General features: G+C 71.6%; 16 protein-coding genes. 8 read left to right on the top strand and 8 right to left on the bottom strand.

From position 1 onward, the window contains the following. Positions 1–27 precede the first annotated feature (27 nt). Complete coding sequence (locus ODJ79_RS36730; RefSeq protein WP_263028280.1) at positions 28–2,577, bottom strand: Tex family protein; 2,550 nt, start codon at positions 2,575–2,577, stop codon at positions 28–30. Continuing rightward, a complete protein-coding gene (locus tag ODJ79_RS36725; RefSeq protein ID WP_263028279.1) occupies positions 2,574–3,602 on the bottom strand; it encodes a helix-turn-helix transcriptional regulator in 1,029 nt (342 codons plus the stop codon). Before ODJ79_RS36725 ends, ODJ79_RS36730 begins: the two co-directional genes overlap by 4 nt. Positions 3,603–3,864: 262 nt before the next feature. Here ODJ79_RS36725 and ODJ79_RS36720 point away from each other — a divergent pair, with 262 nt between their 5' ends. Together ODJ79_RS36720 and ODJ79_RS36715 are read left to right on the top strand one after the other, a co-directional pair. Next, complete coding sequence (locus ODJ79_RS36720) at positions 3,865–6,066, top strand: acyltransferase family protein (protein ID WP_263028278.1); 2,202 nt, start codon at positions 3,865–3,867, stop codon at positions 6,064–6,066. Between the two features lie 221 nt (positions 6,067–6,287). Then, positions 6,288–7,007, top strand: coding sequence for a PP2C family protein-serine/threonine phosphatase (locus ODJ79_RS36715; RefSeq protein WP_263028277.1), 720 nt, complete (start codon positions 6,288–6,290; stop codon positions 7,005–7,007). Here the strand turns inward: ODJ79_RS36715 and ODJ79_RS36710 are convergent. Next, complete coding sequence (locus ODJ79_RS36710) at positions 7,004–7,354, bottom strand: hypothetical protein (RefSeq protein ID WP_263028276.1); 351 nt, start codon at positions 7,352–7,354, stop codon at positions 7,004–7,006. The genes ODJ79_RS36715 and ODJ79_RS36710 overlap by 4 nt on opposite strands. Before the next feature lie 15 nt (positions 7,355–7,369). Further along, on the bottom strand, positions 7,370–7,735 hold the full coding sequence (locus tag ODJ79_RS36705) for an MmcQ/YjbR family DNA-binding protein (protein WP_263028275.1): 366 nt from the start codon (positions 7,733–7,735) through the stop codon (positions 7,370–7,372). A gap of 130 nt (positions 7,736–7,865) precedes the next feature. On the opposite strand from ODJ79_RS36705, the gene ODJ79_RS36700 reads away from it, so the two are divergent. Beyond that, on the top strand, positions 7,866–8,144 hold the full coding sequence (locus tag ODJ79_RS36700; protein ID WP_263028274.1) for a PspC domain-containing protein: 279 nt from the start codon (positions 7,866–7,868) through the stop codon (positions 8,142–8,144). Positions 8,145–8,171: 27 nt separating this feature from the next. Here the strand turns inward: ODJ79_RS36700 and ODJ79_RS36695 are convergent, their stop codons facing one another. Genes ODJ79_RS36695 through ODJ79_RS36680 form a run of 4 tightly spaced genes read right to left on the bottom strand, consistent with a single transcriptional unit; the run spans position 8,172 to position 12,781 of the window. After that, positions 8,172–9,059 carry a cytochrome c biogenesis CcdA family protein gene (locus ODJ79_RS36695; protein ID WP_317620735.1) on the bottom strand — a complete coding sequence of 296 codons (888 nt, stop codon included), beginning with the start codon at positions 9,057–9,059 and terminating at the stop codon, positions 8,172–8,174. Positions 9,060–9,096: 37 nt separating this feature from the next. Beyond that, on the bottom strand, positions 9,097–9,651 hold the full coding sequence (locus ODJ79_RS36690; RefSeq protein WP_263028272.1) for a TlpA family protein disulfide reductase: 555 nt from the start codon (positions 9,649–9,651) through the stop codon (positions 9,097–9,099). Beyond that, entirely contained in the window at positions 9,648–11,123 is a 1,476-nt protein-coding gene (locus tag ODJ79_RS36685; protein WP_263028271.1) for an NADH-quinone oxidoreductase subunit NuoF family protein, read from the bottom strand. Before ODJ79_RS36685 ends, ODJ79_RS36690 begins: the two co-directional genes overlap by 4 nt. Next, the gene (locus ODJ79_RS36680) at positions 11,120–12,781 is read right to left on the bottom strand and encodes a translation initiation factor III (RefSeq protein ID WP_263028270.1); all 1,662 of its coding nucleotides are present in this window, start codon (positions 12,779–12,781) and stop codon (positions 11,120–11,122) included. The genes ODJ79_RS36685 and ODJ79_RS36680 overlap by 4 nt, the downstream gene beginning before the upstream one ends. 365 nt (positions 12,782–13,146) lie before the next feature. Between ODJ79_RS36680 and ODJ79_RS36675 the strand changes: the two genes are divergently transcribed. The 5 genes from ODJ79_RS36675 to ODJ79_RS36655 all read left to right on the top strand — a co-directional run bounded on the left by ODJ79_RS36675 (position 13,147) and on the right by ODJ79_RS36655 (position 16,812). Beyond that, positions 13,147–13,989, top strand: a complete 843-nt coding sequence (locus ODJ79_RS36675; RefSeq protein WP_263028269.1) for a hypothetical protein — start codon at positions 13,147–13,149, stop codon at positions 13,987–13,989. 52 nt (positions 13,990–14,041) lie between these two features. Continuing rightward, a complete protein-coding gene (locus ODJ79_RS36670) occupies positions 14,042–14,551 on the top strand; it encodes a DUF305 domain-containing protein (protein WP_263028268.1) in 510 nt (169 codons plus the stop codon). A 48-nt stretch (positions 14,552–14,599) separates the two neighbouring features. Next, positions 14,600–15,007 (top strand): ester cyclase, encoded by a 408-nt coding sequence (locus ODJ79_RS36665; protein ID WP_263028267.1) that lies wholly within the window; start codon positions 14,600–14,602, stop codon positions 15,005–15,007. Between the two features lie 314 nt (positions 15,008–15,321). Then, entirely contained in the window at positions 15,322–16,158 is an 837-nt protein-coding gene (locus ODJ79_RS36660) for a rhamnogalacturonan acetylesterase (protein ID WP_263028266.1), read from the top strand. A gap of 57 nt (positions 16,159–16,215) precedes the next feature. Further along, on the top strand, positions 16,216–16,812 hold the full coding sequence (locus ODJ79_RS36655) for an HD domain-containing protein (RefSeq protein WP_263028265.1): 597 nt from the start codon (positions 16,216–16,218) through the stop codon (positions 16,810–16,812). Positions 16,813–17,249 lie beyond the last annotated feature (437 nt).

Here is a 17,249-nt window from a genome sequence, read left to right as displayed (position 1 = left end):
CCCTCGACGGACCCGGCCCCCATCGTCTCAGTCCTTGATCAGGCCGGCCCGGCGCAGCGCCGCGGCCATCTCGTCGTTGAGCGGGCCCGACTGCGGGCGCTGACCGCCGCCACCCTGCCGCTGTCCGCCGCCCTGCCGCTGTCCGCCACCCTGCCGCTGTCCGCCACTCTGACCCTGGCCGCCGCCGCGCTGGCCCTGGCCGCCGCCCTGACCGCCACCGCGCTGGCCCTGGCCACCGCCACCCCCGCCCTGGCCCTGCCGCTGGCCGCCCTGACGCTGGCCGCCGCCCTGACGCTGGCCGCCGCCCTGACGCTGGCCGCCGCCCTGGCCGCCGCCGCCCTGGCCCTGCCGCTGGCCACCGCCCTGGCGCTGCTGCCCCGGCCGGCCGTCCTCGCGCGGCCTCCGCTGGGCCGGCTCGTCCTGCAACCGCATGGTCAGCGAGATGCGCTTCCGCGCCTCGTCCACCTCCAGGACGCGAACTTTCACGACATCACCCGATTTGACAACGTCTCGGGGATCTTTCACGAAATTGTTGGAGAGGGCCGATACGTGGACGAGGCCGTCCTGGTGGACACCGATGTCGACGAACGCGCCGAACGCCGCCACATTGGTCACCACACCCTCGAGGATCATCCCGGGCTTGAGGTCGGCGATCTTCTCGACCCCCTCGGCGAACGTCGCCGTGGTGAACTCCGGACGCGGGTCCCGCCCCGGCTTGTCCAGCTCGCGCAGGATGTCGGTGACGGTCGGCAGGCCGACGGCGTCGGTGACGAACTGCTCGGGGCGCAGCGCGCGCAGCAGCGGCGAGTTCCCGATCAGCGTCTTGATGTCCGCGTTCGCCGTCGCCAGGATCGTCCGGACCACCGGGTACGACTCGGGGTGCACCGCGGACGCGTCGAGCGGGTCGTCGCCGTCCGGGATGCGCAGGAAGCCGGCGCACTGCTCGAACGCCTTCGGGCCGAGCCGGGCCACCTTCTTGATGTCGTTGCGGGTCCGGAACGGCCCGTTCGCGTCCCGGTGCAGCACGATGTTCTCGGCCAGGCCGGCGCCGATCCCGGAGACCCGGGTGAGCAGCGGCGCGGACGCGGTGTTCACGTCCACCCCGACCGCGTTCACGCAGTCCTCCACCACCGCATCGAGGGATTTGGAGAGCTTCGCCTCGGACAGGTCGTGCTGGTACTGGCCGACGCCGATCGACCGCGGATCGATCTTCACGAGCTCGGCGAGGGGGTCCTGCAGGCGGCGCGCGATCGAGACCGCGCCGCGCAGCGAGACGTCCATGCCGGGCAGTTCCTGGGCCGCGTACGCCGAGGCGCTGTAGACCGACGCGCCCGCCTCGGACACCATCACCTTGGTCAGCTTCGCCTCGGGATGCCGCTTGATCAGTTCGCCGGCCAGCTTGTCGGTCTCCCGCGAGGCGGTGCCGTTGCCGATCGCGATCAGGTCGACGTGGTGCACCGACGCGAGCGCGGCCAGCCGGTGGATCGACTCGTCCCACCTGTTCTGCGGCACGTGCGGGTAGATCACGTCGGTGGCGACCACCTTGCCGGTCGAGTCCACGATCGCCACCTTCACGCCGGTGCGGAAGCCCGGGTCGAGCCCCATCGTGGCGCGGGTGCCGGCCGGCGCGGCCAGCAGCAGGTCGCGCAGGTTGGCCGCGAAGACCCGGACCGCCTCGTCCTCGGCCGCCTGCCAGAGCCGCACCCGCAGGTCGGCGCCGAGGTGGATGAGCACCCGGGTGCGCCAGGTCCAGCGGACCGTGTCGAGCAGCCAGCGGTCGCCGGGCCGGCCGTGGTCGGCGATGTTGTTGCGGCCGGCGATGCGCGCCTCGAAGTAGCCCTCGTCCTCCTCCGGGTGCGGTTCCATGGTGAGGTCGAGGACGTCCTCTTTCTCGCCGCGGAACATCGCCAGGATCCGGTGCGAGGGCAATTTCGCGTACGGCTCGGCGAAGTCGAAATAATCCGCGAACTTCGCGCCGTCGGTCTGCTTGCCGTCCCGCACCTTGGCGACCAGCCGCCCCCGAGTCCACATCTGCTCGCGCAGGTCGCCGATCAGGTCGGCGTCCTCGGCGAACCGCTCGATGAGGATGGCCCGGGCGCCGTCCAGCGCCGCCGCCTCGTCGGCCACCCCCTTGTCGGCGTCGACGAAGTTCCTCGCCGTTTCGCGGGGATCGAGTGCCGGGTCACCGAGCAGCTGGTCGGCGAGCGGTTCGAGGCCGGCCTCGCGGGCGATCTGCGCCCGGGTCCGCCGCTTCGGCTTGTACGGCAGGTAGATGTCCTCGAGCCGGGCCTTCGAGTCGGCGCCGAGGATGGCCTGCTCGAGCGCGTCGTCGAGCTTGCCCTGCGAGCGGATCGACTCCAGCACCGCGGCCCGGCGCTCCTCGAGCTCCCGCAGGTAGCCCAGGCGCTCCTCGAGCGTGCGCAGCTGCGTGTCGTCGAGCGCGCCGGTGACCTCCTTGCGGTAGCGGGCGATGAACGGCACCGTGGCCCCGCCGTCGAGGAGATCGACCGCCGCGGTGACCTGCCCTTCCCGAACCCCGAGCTCCGAGGCAATACGCTGATGGATCGCTGTCGTCACGCCGACGATTGTGACCGAGCCGCTCGGCGGTTGTCGCGCCACCCTGCCTGATGATCACCAGAACGGCGTCCGGAGAGCGCCCAGAGCGCCGCCTCGGTCCGCGAGGAAGCGCCCGTTTTGCGCAGCAAGTTCGAGACGTGAACCGTCACAGTCCGCACGGAAATGCCCAGCGCAGTGGCGATCTGCTTGTTCGCCATGCCCTCGGCGAGCAGCCCGAGAACTTCACGCTCCCGAGCGGTCAGCCGTCCAACCACCCCGGACCGGGCTGAAGACAGATCCGCGTGCGGTCGCTCCAGAACGGCCGCCCCTTCGACCGCCAGCAGCTCGCTGAGCCGGTACGGGTTGCCGTCGGTCCGCCGCCACACCGCCTCGGCCACCTCCGGCGAGCAGGCGCCCGGCCCGTACACGTGCTCGAGGATCTCACCCACCTCGGCCGGCAGCAGCCCGCTCAGATGGCGTCGCACGGCACCGGGCCGGCCACCGAGGCGCGCCAGCGTGCGCTCGGTGAGCTGCGGCGAGACGGCGGCCGCGGCCGGCTGACTGGTCACCAGCAGGAGCGCCGGAAGGTCCGTCGTGGCCAGCTCGGCGACCAGGTTCAGGCTGGCCGGGTCGAGGGCATGAAGATCCTCGACCACGAGTACGGCCGGGGCACCGCCGACCAGCGCACGGACGGTCGCCACCGCGATCCGCAGCAGAGCTTCCGGCGTGTACCGCTCCCGGGGGACATCCGGGTCCTGCTTGAGCCAGGCGAGCGCGTCCGGCGGCACGTCGAGCCCGCGCGTGTCCCGCCCCGCGAGCACCGCGGCGAGCCAGTCGTAGGGGGCCGGCGAATGCACCCGCGCGGTCCCGGCGAGCACGGTCGCCGCCCCCGCCTCCCGCAGAAGAGCCGCGACCAGGGCACTTTTCCCAGTTCCGGCGGTACCCGTGACGACTGCGGTGATCGGCGCGCGGCCGGCCTGCGCGCGAGACCAAGACCGCCGCAGCTCCGCCACCGCGGTTGCCCGTCCCACCATCGGCATCGCCATCGTTGACACAGTAGTGCCCAGGCGCTCCCCCGGCTCGGGCCAGTGTCCGCCGCTGTGGCCCCGCGCCCACCGTCCACACCCGCGGCAGCGCCTCACTCACGGCCGACCGTCCACACCGCGGCCCACGGCCATGCCGGCAGCGGCAGCGTCCACACCCGCGGCCCCGGGGTGCGCGGGCGTGGTGCCGCGGCCACCGCGACGGGCCAGGCGGCATCGGGCACAAGGCAGTGACCGGAGATCGCCTGCCGGCGTTACTCCCCTCGTGACGCTGAGCCGGACGATACCGCCGCGGTCCGCCGCACCACCCCGGCCGGCCGAAGCCGTGCCCACCCCCCGGCACCGCCCCGACATCCAGGGCCTGCGCGCGGTCGCGGTGCTGCTCGTGGTCGGCTCCCACGCCGGCATCCCCGGCCTGGCCGGCGGCTACGTCGGCGTGGACGTCTTCTTTGTCATCTCCGGCTTCCTGATCACCGGTCTTCTGCTGGCCGAAAGTTCCGCAACGGGGAAGATTTCGGCAGCGCGATTCTTCGCCCGGCGAGCAATTCGCCTGCTGCCGCTCTCCACCCTGGTGGCCGCGCTGACCTTGGGCGTCGCCTGGTGGTGGCTCCCACCTGCCCGGATCGCGGATGTCGGCGCCGACGCCCTGGGCGCCGCCTCCTACTCGATCAACGTTCGACTGGCCCAGGTCGCCACCGACTACTTCGCCACCACCGACCCGTCCCCGTTTCAGCACTACTGGTCCCTGGCGGTCGAGGAGCAGTTCTACCTGATCTGGCCCCTGCTCCTGATCGCGGCATTGCAGATCGGAGCGGTACGGCTGCACACGCGCCGGATCGGCGGGCGCCGGGTGTTCGCCGTGGTCGTTTCCGTGCTCTGTGGTGCGTCCTTCGTCCACAGCGTCGTCACGACCACCCAAAGCGCACCCTGGGCCTATTTCGGCTCACCCAGCCGAGCCTGGGAGCTGGGCGTAGGCGCCCTGATCGCGGTCGCCGAGTCGGCGCGCCGGACGCGATCCGCCCGGGACGCGCCGCACCGCGACCGATCCACGACGGCCGTATCTGATCGCCGGCTGCTCGGCGTTGGGGCGAACCGGTCCCGGGTGGCGGCCGCGGGCAGGCTGGGACCCGCTCTGCTCAGCTGGATCGGGGTGGCGGCCATCGTCGTCGCCGCGCTGATTTACGACGACCGGACGCCGTTCCCCGGATTCGCCGCCCTGCTGCCCGTCCTCGGCGCCGCGGCCGTGATCACAGGTGGCCGAGTCCGATACCCCCGGGCATTTCCGTTCCTCGGCGAACTCTCCTACGGCTGGTATCTCTGGCACTGGCCACTGCTGATCCTCGTCCCCGCGCTGATCGGCCATTCGCTCGACATCGCTCTCCGCCTCGCCCTCTGCGCGGCGGCCCTGGCGATCGCCTTCGTCACCTATCACCTCGTGGAGAACCCGATCCGCCACCGACGCGCCCTGATCCGGCGCCCGGCCCGCGGGCTGGCGCTCGGGCTGGGCCTGTCCGCGCTCACGGCGGTATCGGCGGTCACGGCCAGCCACCACCCCCGCCCGCTCGTCTTAGGCGCGGACGCCGTCGACACCAGCGCCGCCGTCCACACCGCGCCCGCCGCGCTGACCCGGCTGATCGCCGCCGGCGAGTCCACCCGGCTCATCCCGGCCAACCTGCGGCCCGCCCTCAACGACGCCGCCGCCGACCAGAGCCGCCCGCAGCGCGACGGCTGCCACCTGAGCCTGGGCAGCGGCGCCCGGCCCGGCGAATGCGTCTACGGCCCGGCGAACGCCACCCGTACGGTCGTCCTGCTCGGCGACTCGCACGCGCTGCAGTGGTTCCCCGCACTCGACTCGATCGCCTCGTCCGCGGGCTGGCGGCTGGTGTCGTTGACCCGCAGCTCGTGCAGCCCCGCCCCGGTCGCGGTGCGCAACCTCAAGCTGAATCGGCGCTACACCGAATGCGATGCCTGGCACCGCTGGGTGTCGCAGCGCATCGATCAGTTGCGACCGGATCTGATCGTGGTCGCCTCCAGCACGAACTATCTCGGCATGCTCGCCGATCACCCCGTCGACCCGGTCGCCGAGTGGAGCGCCGCCTGGGACGGGCTGTTCGGCCGGCTGCGGAACGACGCCGGGCAGGTCGTCGTGCTCACCGACACCCCGACGCTCAGCAACGATCCCGTCGGGTGCCTCGCCCGGCACAGCACCGCCATCGGCGACTGCGCCGAACCGGCCGGCACCGTCCTCCGCGATCAGAACGCGCGCCAGGCGATCCGGGACGCCGCGACCCGCGCCGGCGTGACCGTGATCGATCCCACCCCGTGGCTGTGCTCCAGCCGCTGCCCGCTCGTCGTCGGCGACCTGCTCGTCTACCGCGACACCAACCACCTGACCACCGCGTACGCGCAATCGCTGGCGCCGCTGCTGAGCCGAGCCCTCCCCCGGCCCGCCCGGACCCGCGATTGACCGCTGGTGCGCAAGCTGGGACTGGTGTGCCGCGGTCGGCGGAAGTGGCCCATGATGCCGGTCGGCCCGCGCCAACCCGGTCGGGTGACCACCGGCCCGCATCCGCACCCGGACGTGTCGTCGCAGGTCATCGGGGTTCCATCAGCGGCAACGGCATCCCCGGCACACACTACGTAGGAGGTACTAGAGACATCTCCGCGGGCCTTTGGCAGTCTTGTCACATGACGCTTGTTGTCCGGGCGGTCGCCGCCACCGATCAGGGCCTCGTGCGGTCCAACAACGAAGACGCGGTTTTCGTGGGAAACCGCCTCCTCGTGGTCGCGGACGGCATGGGCGGGCTGCCCGCCGGAGAGCTGGCCAGCGACATCCTGGTGCGGGCGCTCGGCGTGGTCGACGAGATGCCGGACACCGGCGAGCCGCTCCAAGATCTGATCGCCGCGCTGCAGACGGCCAACGAGCGGATCGAGGCGGCCATCGCCGACGACGACGCCCGGGACGGCATGGGCACCACGGTCACCGCGATCCTGCTCTCCGGCGACCGGGTCGCGGCGCTCAACGTCGGCGACTCCCGCTGCTACCTGGTCCGCGACGGCGCGCTGACCCAGATCACCAAGGACGACACGTACGTGCAGGCCCTGGTCGACCAGGGCGTGCTCACCCCCGACGACGCCCGCCGCCACCCGCAGCGCGCGCTCGTGACCCAGGCGGTGCAGGGCGGCCCGTTCCGCCCGGCCGGCCGGATGTACCCGGTGGTCGCCGGCGACCGTTTCCTGCTGTGCAGCGACGGCCTCTCCGACTACGTCGAGGACAGCGTGATCCTGCAGACCCTGCTGGCGAACGCCGACCGCAAGACGGCCGCGGCCGAGCTGGTCCACCGCACCCTGGAGAACGGCGCCCCCGACAACGTCACCGTGATCGTCGCCGACATCACCGAGGGCTAGGGGGCGGTCCAGCCCGCGTTCTTGCACGCGGTGGAGAGGTTCTGTGCGGCCGTCTTCCACTGCGACCCGCCCGCGCTTGCCGCTTGCCCCATTTCGGCGGCCCGCTCCTGGATCTCCTTGTTGTCGGTCTTGCCCGACGACTTGGTCACCTGGTCGGCCAGCGCCAGCCGGTCCGGCTTCGTCGACGCCTTCGGGTAGCCCGCGGCGAAGTCGTCGCACGCCTGCTTGCCGGCCGTGTCGAGCCCGGTGTGCGCGTCCTTGCCGCGGGAGTGCGCCACGCACAGCGCGAAAATGATCAGAGCTACGACGGCGATGACCGTGACCAGTCGTTTGGACGGCTTCTTCACATCCGCAGTTGTACCCTACTGTCCACCGTCGAGCCTCTCGACCAGCCCTTTGGGAGCGACCGCCCGGTACGCGTCGGTGCACACCTCGGCGATTTCCGCCCAGTCCGGATCGCGGTCGAGCCGCACCCCGAGCCAGCCCCGATGCCCCACATAGGGCGGCCGGAAGAACCGCTCCGGATCGGCCGCGATCAGCTCCTGCTGCACGCCCGGCCCGGCCGCGCACCACATCTGCGGGAACCCGGCGTCGTGATGCCCGTCCACCATGAGATGCACGAACCCGCGCTTGCCCCGCACGAAGTACGCCGGCGACCCGTGACTGTCCCGCTCGACCACCTCGGGCAGCCCGAGACAGATCCCCCGCACCCGCTCGTCGGTGTCCATGCCCGAACCCTACCGATCGGCACATCCAGGGGTCGGGATCTCAGGGCTCGCTCAGGGCAGTTCCCGATGCCGCCGCCGATCGGAAACCGTCACTCTTGAGATACCAATCAGCGAGAAAGCGAGAGAGACGATGAACTCGGTGCACGACTCGATGAGCCGTCAGGGCCTGATCCGGCCGCTCGAGGGCCGCATGATCGGGGGCGTCTGCGCCGGCCTGGCGCGGCGCTTCGGGCTCGACCCGTGGCTCACCCGGCTGCTGTTCGTCCTGATCCTGCTGGCCATCCCGGGCAGCCAGATCCTGGTCTACCCGATCCTGTGGATCCTGATGCCGTCCGAGCAGCCCACCTACGCCACCACCTACTCAACAAGTGCGCGAACTCCAGCGTCAGCCCGTTACCCGCACGTCTGATCCGGGAACGGGCGGTCAAGCCCCGCGTCACCGTGTACCGGCACGGAGCGGCGACGCGGATGAGCCTGCCGCCGGCGCGGTCCGATCCCCAGTCGGGCCGCCCGGCGGCAGCGCCACCGGCGACCGGCGCCGACGACCAAACCCCCAAGTTCCCAGCACGAGTACGCCGAGCAGCACCACGAACGGCCCGGCGCCGATCGACGAGACGACCCCGGCGAGCCATTCCTGCACCCGCCCGGCCGCGGTCACCAGCGGATCGTGCCCGGCGTACCGCAGGTCGCGCGCCAGCCGCAGCTCGTACCACCCGTAGTACGCCACGTAGACGCCGCTGACCACCAGGATCACCCCGCCGAGCCGCGGCACCACGCCGAGGAAGCGCCGGGCCCGGGTCACCGGCGAGGCGCGCAGCAGGGCCACCGCCACCGCGGTCACCCCCACGACCAGGCCCATGCCGGCCGCGTACGCCAGATACAGCAGCAGGCCGCTTCCGATCGAACCCGCTCGCAGGCTGGAGACCACCAGGGCGAGGAACGGGCCGGCCGCGCAGCCGAGCGAGGCGATCGCGTACGCCACGCCGAACAGCACCATCGACCAGGCCGACCCGGTGAGCCGCGGCGCGCGTACACCCGGAAACGCCGGAAGCGCGCCGCCCAGCGCAAGCCACCCGCCGAGCCCGGCGAGGGCGAGGCCGAAGGCCACGGTGACCCACGGCAGCCGGGGCTGGATCGCGTCGGCGATCGGCGTGAGCGCGAGCCCGAACGCGCCGAACACCAGCACGTACCCGGTGGTCAGCGCGACCGTGCAGCGCAGTGCCCGGGCCACCGCCCGCCCGGGCGCCACCCGATCGGAAGCGACCAGAACCGACAGGTAGGCGGGCAGCAGCGCGAACCCGCACGGGTTGACCGCGCCCAGCATGCCGGCGGTCAGCGCGAGCAGGGCCGCCGCGCCCACCTCAGGCCACCAGCGTCTTGACCTCGGCGGTCAGCTGCAGATCGTCGAGATAACCGGTCTTCACCACCCGGCCGGAGCGGTCGAGGAACACGTACGTGCTCTGCTGTGTGATCTTGAATTTCTTCCAGATCGCGCCGGCCTGGTCGTCGAGGTGCGGGACGGCGCCGACGTTCAGGTCCGATACGAACTCGTGCATCGCCTTGTTCGTGCCGAGGCCCGCGATGCCGAGGATGCCCAGTTGCCCGCGGTACTCGTCGGCGAGGTCGGCGATGCTCTGCGCCTCGCTCGCGCAGGTGGCGCACCACGGCGCCCAGAACCAGAGGATCGTCGGCCGGCCCGCCATGGTGGCCGCGTCGAAGGAGGCGCCGTCGAGCGTCCTGCCGGTGAAGCGCAGCGCGGCCGGAACGGCGGCCGGCGCGCCCGCCGACGGTGACGCCGCGACCGTCCCGGCGGGGAGGTCGGCCGGGGTGATCGGGGTGGACGGCGTGGTGACGACGGGGGCCGCGCAGCCCGCCAGCAGCGCGGCCGACCCGATGGTCGCCAGGAGCCGTCTCAATGCGTCGCCTTCGCGTCGTCCAGCCGCAGCGCGAGCGCCGGGCAGACGTTGACCGCCTTGCGGGCGCCCATCTCCAGCCACGGCGGCAGCGGGGTCTGCGGGAACGCCGGGAACCCGTTCGCGTCCAGCCGGATGATCTCCGGCGCGACGGCCGAGCAGAGGCCGTGCCCGTCGCAGCGGGACCAGTCCAGCGCGAGCTTGCGGGCGCCGGTCTCCGCGGTGTACGGCAGGGGCAGCAGGCCCTTCACCGACTTGCCGCAGCCCTCGCCGTTGGTGTGCGCGTCGACGTCCTTGGCGAACACCTCGAGCGCGGAGAGCGCGAAGCGGGCCGTGCCGTCCGGGTGGCTGCACGCGCCCCGGCCCTTGACCACGCCGGCCGCCTGCCGCACGTTCTCCACCGCGTTGCCGCCCAGCGACACGAGGGTGACCGCGCGGGCCAGGTCGGGCAGGCCCAGCCGGCACGGGCCGCACTGGCCGGCCGACTCGCCGGCCAGGTACTGCACGACCTGGGAGACCTCACCGAGCGGGCAGGTGTTCGAGCCGATCGGGATGAGCATGCCGGCGCCGAGGGTGCCGCCGACCTTCGCGAAGCCCTTGCGGGAGATGGTGACCGTCCTCGCCGCCTCGGCGGTGATCCACTTGCCGTGGTAGCCGCCGACCAGCAGGCCCGGGCCGACGTCCGCGCCGCACATGGTCAGCACGTCCATCAGCGGGGTGCCGGACGGCGCCTCCACGACGGCGGGGTTGGTGGCCGACCCGCCGACGGTCAGCATCACGGTGCCCGGCTCCTCGGGGATGCCGACCGCGTTGTACTCCCACGGCCCGAGCCGGGCCGCGATCGCCAGCTGGGAGAAGGTCTCGGCGTTGGAGAGCAGGGTGGGCAGGCCCATCACGCCGTTGTCGCTGGAGCGCACCTTGCGGCCGGGCGGGATGTGCGCCTCGCCGTTGATGCCGCGGACCAGCGCGCCGCCCTCGCCGGAGATGAACCGGTGCGGGACGGTGACGATCCGGGTCGGGCACGGCATCCGCCGCTCGGCCAGCGCCGCGGTGATCGAGCTCTGGCCGATGCCGTCGTCGGCGATGCCGATCACGATCTCCTCGGCGTCCAGGGCGGCGGCGGCCAGCGCCGCGCCGTCCAGGATCAGGTGCGGCGCCCGGGTGAGGACCGCCTTGTCCTTCCAGGACGGCGGCTCGCCCTCGGTGCCGTTGACCACGATCACCGGGGGCAGGTCCTGCCGGCGGCAGGAGTCGAGCACCGCGCGGACCTTACGGGCGAACGGGAAGCCCGCGCCGCCCCGGCCCCGCAGCTCGATCCGGTCGGCGAGGCCGATCAGCTCGCCGGACGAGAGCGCGGCGAACCCGCCGTGGACCTCCTGATGGGCCAGGAGGTCCAGGCGGCCGTACTCATCCATGCCCGCGGTGATCCGCGGAACGCCGATCGAGGTGACCGGCGGAACCTGGGCGGTGCTCAATTCGCTTCCCCTCGCAGCTGCGACCAGTACTGGTCGTCAGCGACGTCGTCGTCCACCCGGTCGCGGCCACCGCGGCGAGCCCCCCGGCCCGCCTGACCACGCCCGGGTTCCTGCTGGTCCCGCCGAGCCCGGCGGGAGGCCATGTCGACCAGCGTCGGGGTCTCGTCGTCCTCGTCCACCAGGTCGACGAACCCACTGCGGCTGTGCCGTCCCGAGTCGGCGCGGTCGAGATCAGCGCCCCGGTCGCGCCGGGCCCGGGGCGCCTCCTCCGCTTCCTCACCGAAGCGGGGCTCGTAGCGGGCGGAGCGCCGGTCGTCCTCGTACCGGCCGCCGCCGCGCTGCCGGGGAATGTCGTCGTAGTCGGGCTCGGCCCGGCGGCGCCCGCGGGGGGCGTCGTCGTACATCGGCATCGGCTCCGGCGGCTGCGAACGGCGGCGGGAGCGCGGCGCCGGCTCGCCGAAGTCGTCGGCCTCGATGCGGCGCATCCGGCTGCTGGTGTCGTCCATCTCGACCCGGCGCATCCGGCTGCCGGTGTCGTCCATCTCGACCCGGCGCATCCGGCTGCCGGTGTCGTCCATCTCGGCCCGCCGCATCCGGGTGGAGGTGTCCTCCAGGTCCGAGCGGCGCATCCGGGTGGAGGTGTCCTCGTAGTCGGGGCGGCGCATCCGGGTCGAGGTGTCCTCGCCCGGGTAGCGGCGGCCGCGCGGGGCCGGCTCGTCGTACTCGATCTCGTCCTCGACGGCCCGGCGCTGCCGCGGCGCGGCCGGCGCGACCAGCTCGGCCCGCTCGCTCGCCAGTGGTGGTGCGGCGGGCTGGAAGGTGTCGACCACGGCGACCGGGCCGAGGGTCTGCGGTTCGGGCTCGGGGTCGCGGCGGCGCGGCTTCTTCATCGCCGGGGACGAGGTGGGCACCATGTTCCCGGCCGGCTTGATGCCGACTCCCGAGCTGGAGGAGAAGTCCTTGCGGCGGTTGAGGCTCACCGAGAGGCGCACGGCCAGGCCGATCAGCACCATCAGCACGCAGACCACATAGCTGACGATCACCCAGGTCTTCGCGGCGCGACCGGCACCCAGACCGTGCATGAGGGCGATCGGCCACATCAGGTACGGGATCGAGTGGATCGCGCGCCACATCCACGGCTTGCCGCGGCCGATGAACCGGGCACGGGCGATGCCGGTCCAGATCACCAGGATGAGGATGTACGCCGAGATCTGGCCGAAGCTGATGTAGAGGCGGTTGGACTGGGCGATGAACGGGATCACGATGTCGATCGCCCGAATGTGCCCCTCGGCGGTTTTCGTCCAGAGATGGAACGCCAGGGCGACGACCGCCATCACGCCGGTCGTCCGGTGGATGGACTGCAGGAAGACCCGCTGCCTGATGGACAGGACCAACCGGTCGGTCGAGACGAGTCCGACCATGATGGTGATGGATATCGAGACCAGGACGAGAACGCCCATGTAGAACTCGAGGTACATGAAGACGTACACATAGATGACCCGGCCGATCGGGGTCATCATCGCCAGGGCCCACAGCGCGGCGAGCACGCACGCGCCGAGGACCAGGATGGCGCCGGTGGACGCCGATTTCGTTCCGGTAGCACCGACATCGACGGCCACACGATTGGCGGATCGCTGGTTGTTACCTGTCCGGGCCATTGACTCCTCGTTCTCCGCAGCGGGTACGTCCCGATGGGCGTCGGAACGCAGGCATCCGTGGGGGATACCCCGTGCTTCAGGTGGTGCGGGCCGGGTGCCGGTCGCCCGGTCCTTGCCCTCCCCGACATACGTGCAGCGGGCGGCTTCGGATGAACGTCACGGGCCGAATTTGTCGGCTAGTTTCCACCGGCCGCCGGCCGACCCTCGCTGAGCTGGGCCGATACCGGCCGGTAACGGCCAACTAACCAAAAAATAAGGCCCGTCGTAGAGTGACCCGGCGCACCGGGTGAACCTTTCACCGCCGCGGCACGAACCATCCAGTGCGCACGTGCGTGCATGTACGCGCCCGAAGGAGATGATCGTTCATGCGACACCGGGTATCGGCACGGGTCACCACCGGGCTGGCACTGGTCGCCGCCGTCCCGGCAGTTCTCGCCGCTGTCCTGGCTTTTTCCGCGACGCCGGCCGCCGCCGCCGACGGATTTCAGGTGACGATAGGTCAGGCGCCGGCCACGTTCACCATCGGTCAGCAGGCGCGCACGGTCGCCGCGTCCGTCGCCACCGATCGGCTGCGCCGCTGCGTCAAGGTGCGCTGGTCGCTCGTGATCACCACCGACGGCGTCAGCCTCGACCAGGTCCGGGTCAACCGGGTAGAAAATGGACAATCTTTCCCCGTACGCGCTCAGCTGGGCGCCGACGCCGCGCGGATCACCGACGTGCAGGCCGACCCGGGTCAGCTCTGCCGGAACCGGACGGACAGCGCCGAGTGGGGCATCTCGTTCACCGGCCCCGACAACGGCCGGGTCACCTTCACCGCGCACGCACAGGACCTGACCGGCCGTGAGCTGGGCTCGGCCGAGGTGAGCAGCCGGGTGGTCACCGCGGTGGCCGACAAGCCGAGCCCGACCCCGTCGGCCAAGCCGTCGCCCACCCAGGAGGCGACCGAGGCGCCGGTGGCCGACGACCAGCAGACCACCCCGGCCGCGCGGGCCAGCACCTCGTCGGCGGCGCTGACCCCGACCGCGGGGACGCCGAGCGTGCTCGGGCCCGGCCTGATCATCGGGGCGGTGCTGGTCTTCCTCGGGGTGGCGCTGCTGCTGCGGATCCGTACCCGCAACCGCCGGGGCGACGGCGACCCGGCCTGGCAGGCGCAGACCCAGGCGCTGCCGACCGGCTTCTACTCGATGCCGAAGCGCCGCCGGCGTTAGTTTTTCGTTAAGACTGTTTACCGATACCCGGCCGTCGGGCTAGCCTCGGCCCATGCGCCGGGTATCGAAGCTTCTCGCTGTCCTGCTGCTGCTCGGCGGGTGCGGGTCACCTGCGCCCGCCCCGGCCACCTCCGCCATTGCCACGTCGGGCGCCGGGAACCGGCACACGAGCGCGGACGTACGGTTCGCCCAGGCGCTCATCCCCCATCATCGGGAGGGCATCGCGCTCGCGTCGGCGGTCGCCCGGCAGCCGGCCGCCCGCACCCTCGCCGAGGCGATCATCGTCACCGAGCAGGACGAGGTGGTACGGATGACCGGCTGGCTGCGCGAGTGGTCGGCGGACCTCCCGGCGGCCTCCTCCCCCGCAGCATCCTCTCTCGCGACACCCTCGTCCGCTGCCGGGAATCCGGTCCGGGCGCTGATCGCTCACCAGGAGGAGGCGATCAGGCTGGCGCAGCAGGAGCAGGCCGGCGGCGCCAACCCGGCCGCCCTGGCGTTCGCCAAACAGATCGTCGAGTCGCGCACCGAGGAGATCGCTCAGCTACGCACGTATCTCGGGTGAGCCAGAACTCCTTGCCCTGGGCGGGCAGTTTCGCATAGAACGTCTTACATGCGTCATGGGGAGCTCGCGGAGGCTTGGTTCGACATGTGCCGAGCGGGGGACGAGAAACGGTTCGCCGAACTGACCACCGATGACTTCCTCTTCCACGGACCGGGCGGCACCGGGGACCGGGCGACGTTCGTCGACTGGCTGCGCTGGTACCCGACCGCGTTCGCCGACCAGCGACCCGGCATCAACGACGTGATCGCCGCCGGGGACCGGGTGGTGGTCCGCTACGTGGTGCGCTCCACCTATCGCGGCGGCTACCTCGACCTCCCGCCGCGCGGGCAGCACGTCGAGGAGACCGGGATCATCATCTACCGGCTGGAGGGCGACCGGGTCGCCGAGACCTGGTTCGAGTCGAACGATCTCGAAGTGGCACAGCAACTCGGCGGCCGGGTGCAACTCGAGGCGTGATCGCCGGGCGCGGCGGGACGTGACCGCGAGGCGTGACCGTCTGGCGTGAGCGGGGCGCGCGAGCGCGGGACGTGACCGCGGGGCGTGACCGTGTGGCGTGACCGCGGGACGTGACCGCGGGGCGTGACCGTGTGGCGTGATCGCGGGACGTGACCGCCGGGCGTGACGGCGAGACGTGACCGCCGGGCGCGGACCGAGGCGTGAGCGCCGACGTGAGCCCGGGAGGTGACCAGGGGCGAGCCCGCAATACAAGCCTGCGGCGGCTAGCCAGGAAAGCGCTTGCCTGAATCGATGGGCGTTGATTGAATGACGGCATGACGCTCGATCGGAGAATGTTGCTGCGCGCCGCGGCCGGCGGTGCGATCGCCGGGGCGTACGGGATGATCGCCTCGCCCGCGCGGGCCGTCGGCCGCCCGCCTCGCCACACCATCTATGTCGCCGGTGACTCCACGGCCGCCACCTATGCGACCGCCGACGTGCCGCGCGCGGGCTGGGGGCAGGCGCTGCCGGTGTTCCTGCGGCCGGAGATCGCGGTGGTGAACGGCGCCCTCTCCGGGGCGAGCTCGAAGAGCTTCGCCGACCTGGGCCGGCTCGATCTGATCCGCACCGCGATCCGGCCCGGCGACGTGCTGCTGGTCTCGTTCGGCCACAACGACGAGAAGGTCGACGACCCGGCCCGCTACACCACGCCGTACGGAACGTTCCAGGACTACCTGCGGATGTATCTCGACGGCGCGCGGGCCAAGCGCGCGCACCCGGTGCTGGTGACGCCGGTCGAGCGGCGGCGCTTCACCGCGGACGGCGTGGCGTACCTGTCGCACGGGGATTATCCGGACGCGATGCGAGCGCTCGCGAGCGAAACCGGCACGCCCCTGATCGATCTGACCGCGCTGTCGTTCGCCCTCTGGGGTCAGCTCGGACCGGAGGCGACCAAGGAGTACTTCCTCTGGCTGGATCCGGGCGAGTCGCCGAACTATCCGGCCGGGGTCTCGGACAACACGCACTTCCAGGCGCACGGGGCGATCGAGGTGGCCCGGCTGGTCGCGTTGCACGGGTGCACGCTGCCCGGGCGCGACTTCCGGGCGCTGCACGACCCCTCGATCCCGGACGATTCCCTGATCTGGCCGGCAACCCGACCCGCCGAGAGCTGATCCGCAGGCCGGCTGGGTTCGAGCGGTCCGGTGGCCGGCCCGGCACAATGAGGGATCGTGCGCATTCCCAGTGATCTCGCGATTCGGTCCCTGCACGAGCGACTCGCGCCGAATCCGACCGCTCTCGACCTGGTGCACACCCACTGCGTGATCGTGGCCGAGATAGCCGCGCAACTGATCGCCCGCGACCGCCTCGACGTCGACGCCGACCTGGTTCGGGCCGGTTGCCTGGTGCACGACATCGGCGTCTACCGCTTGTACCGGCCCGACGGCTCGCTCGACCACGCCAACTATCTCCAGCACGGCATCCTCGGCCACGAACTGCTGCGCGACCTCGGCTTTCCCGAGCAGCTCTGCCGGTTCTGCTCCTGCCACACCGGCGTGGGCATCACCCGCGACGACATCCTGCGCCAGTCCCTCCCCCTGCCGCCGGCCGACTACATTGCGCAGACCGCCGAGGAGCGCCTGGTCATGTACGCCGACAAGTTCCACAGCAAGTCCACCCCGCCGAAGTTCCTCACCGCCGCCACATACCAGTCCGAAGTAATCAGATTCGGCCACGACAAGGCGGCCACCTTCGCCGCGATGGTCACCGACTACGGCGAACCGGACCTCGAGCTTCTGGCCGCCACCCACGGTCACGTCCTCGTTTGACCGGCCCCGCCCAACCGCGGCGCATCACCGCCACACCCCCCAACCGCACAAGCCGGCCCGACCTCCACTCACGCCCGCCGCACCGCCTTGGCCGACCCAACCACCACCCCCGCCGCCCGCATCGCCCTGGCCGGTCCAACCACCACGCCCGCCGCACTGCCTTTGGCCGACCCGGCCATCACCCAGTCCGGCCGCACGGCGCAGTCGGCCCGATTGTGCCGAACGGCCAGACGTCCGCGATTCGCGGTGTCCTCGGGTGGGCTTGTGAGTGCGTATAGAAATTGCTGTCAAATTCCTATGGAAATTCCTCTCGTCGTTATTTTCGGCGCAATTTCTTGATTGACGCCTTGCGCTACGTCGATAACTTTGTCGACAATCCTGTCGCGATCTCGTCAGCGGGACCGCGACGATGTGGATCGTCGTGGGGGCACCCGGCG

Source organism: Actinoplanes sp. KI2 (genome assembly GCF_025630775.1).
In the GTDB taxonomy this organism is placed as follows: domain Bacteria; phylum Actinomycetota; class Actinomycetes; order Mycobacteriales; family Micromonosporaceae; genus Actinoplanes.
Note: the sequence above shows the minus strand (reverse complement) of the source record. Positions and strands in the feature narration are given on the sequence as shown.

Excerpts from the sequence above, each read along its gene's own strand:
- ODJ79_RS36680 (WP_263028270.1), bottom strand. The coding sequence starts at position 12,781 with ATGGCCCGGACAGGTAACAACCAGCGATCCGCCAATCGTGTGGCCGTC.
- ODJ79_RS36705 (WP_263028275.1), bottom strand. The coding sequence starts at position 7,735 with ATGGACACCGACGAGCGGGTGCGGGGGATCTGTCTCGGGCTGCCCGAG.
- ODJ79_RS36665 (WP_263028267.1), top strand. The coding sequence starts at position 14,600 with ATGCGTCATGGGGAGCTCGCGGAGGCTTGGTTCGACATGTGCCGAGCG.
- ODJ79_RS36700 (WP_263028274.1), top strand. The coding sequence starts at position 7,866 with ATGAACTCGGTGCACGACTCGATGAGCCGTCAGGGCCTGATCCGGCCG.
- ODJ79_RS36725 (WP_263028279.1), bottom strand. The coding sequence starts at position 3,602 with ATGGCGATGCCGATGGTGGGACGGGCAACCGCGGTGGCGGAGCTGCGG.
- ODJ79_RS36715 (WP_263028277.1), top strand. The coding sequence starts at position 6,288 with ATGACGCTTGTTGTCCGGGCGGTCGCCGCCACCGATCAGGGCCTCGTG.
- ODJ79_RS36670 (WP_263028268.1), top strand. The coding sequence starts at position 14,042 with ATGCGCCGGGTATCGAAGCTTCTCGCTGTCCTGCTGCTGCTCGGCGGG.
- ODJ79_RS36660 (WP_263028266.1), top strand. The coding sequence starts at position 15,322 with ATGACGCTCGATCGGAGAATGTTGCTGCGCGCCGCGGCCGGCGGTGCG.
- ODJ79_RS36695 (WP_317620735.1), bottom strand. The coding sequence starts at position 9,059 with ATGCTGGGCGCGGTCAACCCGTGCGGGTTCGCGCTGCTGCCCGCCTAC.
- ODJ79_RS36675 (WP_263028269.1), top strand. The coding sequence starts at position 13,147 with ATGCGACACCGGGTATCGGCACGGGTCACCACCGGGCTGGCACTGGTC.